The organism is Poseidonibacter parvus (assembly GCF_001956695.1).
GTDB classification, from domain to species: Bacteria; Campylobacterota; Campylobacteria; order Campylobacterales; family Arcobacteraceae; genus Poseidonibacter; species Poseidonibacter parvus.
The window spans coordinates 2,644,261-2,647,292 of sequence record NZ_CP019070.1; the positions used below are offsets into that span (position 1 = coordinate 2,644,261).

At 29.4% G+C, this 3,032-nt stretch carries 2 protein-coding genes; both read right to left on the bottom strand.

Annotation, left to right across the window (positions count from 1 at the left end; all coding sequences use genetic code 11):
• Positions 1-103: 103 nt before the first annotated feature.
• Positions 104-2,020 (bottom strand): transketolase, encoded by a 1,917-nt coding sequence (gene tkt, locus LPB137_RS12990; protein ID WP_076088774.1) that lies wholly within the window; start codon positions 2,018-2,020, stop codon positions 104-106.
• Positions 2,021-2,104: 84 nt separating this feature from the next.
• Positions 2,105-2,905: a sensor histidine kinase gene (locus LPB137_RS12995; protein WP_076088776.1), complete on the bottom strand. Its 801-nt coding sequence runs from the start codon at positions 2,903-2,905 to the stop codon at positions 2,105-2,107.
• Positions 2,906-3,032: the final 127 nt, after the last annotated feature.

Consider the following 3,032-nt stretch of genomic DNA (forward strand, 5'->3'; position numbering starts at 1 on the left):
GTCAATTATTAGAGTTGTTGAATATTGGTATTTTCTAAAGAAAGTTAAATTTGAAGTTTTTAAAAGTAAAGAAGAAATTCTTCTTTACTTTTATTTTTTATATTTATTTTTTAAAGTCAGCTATAATTTTTGCTTTTAATTTATCAATTGTAAATCCGAACTCATCAAATAAATCATTCGCAGGTCCACTTGCTCCAAATGTATCCATTCCGTAAACTTTATCTGCGAATCTATAATATTCTAAACCTCTTGCTGCTTCTACTGCAAATACTTGAGTATTACAATCAATTACTTGGTCAATATAAGATTGTTCTTGCTCTAAGAATAAATCAAAACAAGGAACAGAAACAACATTTGCTATTATTCCTTCTTTTTCTAAGGCACAAGATGTTTGTAATGCTAACATTAACTCAGATCCAGAAGCCATAATAGTAATATTTGCATTTTCTCTTTTTTTAAGTAAGTAAGCTCCATTTGAAACTTCACCAAATTCTTTTTTATCTTTTAAAACTGTAAGACCTTGACGTGAGCAAACAAATGCAGTTGGTGCAGTCATTGTTAAAGCTTTTTTCCAAGACTCAACATTTTCAGTAGCATCTGCTGGTCTGAATGTATAAAAGTTTGGTAAGGCTCTAAATTGAGATAATTGCTCAATTGGTTGGTGTGTTGGTCCATCTTCACCTACACCAATAGAATCATGAGTCCATACGAAGTGTTGAGGAATAGATGCAAGTGCTGCAATTCTAGCTGCTGGTTTTAAGTAATCAGAGAATACAAAGAATGTTGCAGAATAAACTTTGTATAAACCATAAAGGTTCATAGCATTTGCAATTGCTGCCATTGCATGTTCTTTAATACCAAAGTGAATGTTTCTTCCATTTGGGAAATCACCCTCACCTTTTAACTCAGTTTTATTAGATGGTCCTAAATCTGCAGATCCACCTAAGAATCCTGGAACTGCTGCTGCAATTGCATTTAAGATTTTATGATTTGAATCTCTTGTCGCTACTTTAGTATCAGCTTCAAAAGTTGGGTATTCAACTGCATCATAATTAGGGTTTTGTAATTCTTCAATTTTTGCTTTAGTTTCAGCACTTAAAGAATCATTCCACTCATTTTCAGCAATAGAACCTGTAATTAATTTATCAAAAGCACCTTTAACATCAGCAGGAACAATGAATTTTTCATCTGGGTTAAATCCAGCTTTTTTCTTTGAAGCTGCAATATCTTCTTCACCTAAAGGAGCACCATGAGCATGATGTGAACCTTCCATAGAAACAGAACCTTTTCCAATTGCAGTTTTTGCAATAATCATAACAGGTTTAGTAGCAGCCTTTGCTTGAACAAATGCTTTTTCAATTTGGTCAAAATTATGTCCATCAATTTCAATTACTTCAAAATCAATACCTTGGAATCTTTTCTTAACATTCTCACTCCATGCTAATGAAGTATCACCTTCAATTGTAATTGAGTTTGAATCATAAATAATTACTAAGTTGTCTAACTTTAAGTGACCTGCTGTTGCAGTTGCTTCGTAAGAGATACCTTCTTGTAAATCTCCATCACCACATAAACAATAAACTTTATGATTAATAACATCACTTCCTAAAGTATTTTGTGCATATTTTGCAGCTGATGCAAAACCTACTGCATTTGCAATACCTTGTCCTAAAGGACCAGTTGTAATTTCAATACCATGTGTATGTCCATACTCTGGATGACCTGGAGTTTTAGAATGTGTTTGTCTGAAGTTTTTTAAGTCACTTGATGCAACATTAAATCCCCAAAGATGTAATAATGAATAAACTAAACCAGTAGCGTGACCACCAGAAAATACTAATCTATCTCTATTTAACCATTTTTCATTTGCTGGGTTAACGTTTAAGTGCTTACTTAAAACTGTTGCAATGTCTGCAAGTCCCATTGGAGCACCTGGGTGTCCAGAGTTTGCTGCTTGAACCATATCTGCTGCTAAAAATCTTATTGTGTCTGCTTGTTTTTGTAATAATTGCTTTGACATAATTATCCTATTTATTTGATGAGTTTTCTATATTTTTGAGATTATATCTAAAATTGATTAAATACAATATGAAGTGTATTTTTCTTAAGATTTAGGGATAATAACTGTAAAAATTGCACCTTCTTTATTGTTGGATACTTCTAATTTACCATTCATATTATTTTCAATAATTAATTTAGACATAAAAAGTCCAATTCCTGAACCATTAATTTTTTCATATGTAAAAAAAGGATCAAAAACTTTTTCTATTGGAGTGATTTTTATTCCACCTGCATTATCTTCTATTTTTGTGATAATATCATTTTTATTTTCTGTTATTGTTATTTTTATTTTTGGGTTTTGGATTTTTCTTTGTACTAAAATATCTCTTGCATTATTTATTATATTTATTAGTACTTGAGAGTATTCATTCTTATATCCTAACATAACTGTGTTTTTTTGGATAATAATATCAAGTTTTATGTCATGAACTTTTAAACTACTACTTATAATGTTCACAGTTGAATTAATTTGTTCTAAAATTTCAAAATGAATTTTTTCTTTATCTTTTAAAAAAAAGTTTTTAAAATCATCGATAGTATTTGACATATATTTAGTAATATCATTTAATTTCTCAATTGAATCAAGAACTTCTTTATTATCTAAAGGAATATCCATATTTAATTTAGCTTCAATTGGTAGAAAAATCGAAGATATTTCCATTAAAGGTTGTCGCCATTGGTGTGAGATATTTCCTAACATTTCACCCATTGAAGCTAGTTTTGCTTGTTGGAACATTAGCTTATCTTTTTCTCTATTCTTAAATACTTCTTCTTTTACTCTTTGTTCTAATTCTTTATTATGTTCTTCTAATTCTAAGAAATCTTCTATTTTTGTTTGTCTCATTATTTATTTTAACTAAATAAACTAAAAATTATTATTTTAAAACTAGGATAGATTGGATATTAAATAAAAAAAGCTAAGAATATAAATATCCTTAGCTTTCTAGTTTTGTTAGTTTCTATATTAGAAA

Excerpts from the sequence above, each read along its gene's own strand:
- LPB137_RS12995 (WP_076088776.1), bottom strand. The coding sequence starts at position 2,905 with ATGAGACAAACAAAAATAGAAGATTTCTTAGAATTAGAAGAACATAAT.
- tkt (WP_076088774.1), bottom strand. The coding sequence starts at position 2,020 with ATGTCAAAGCAATTATTACAAAAACAAGCAGACACAATAAGATTTTTA.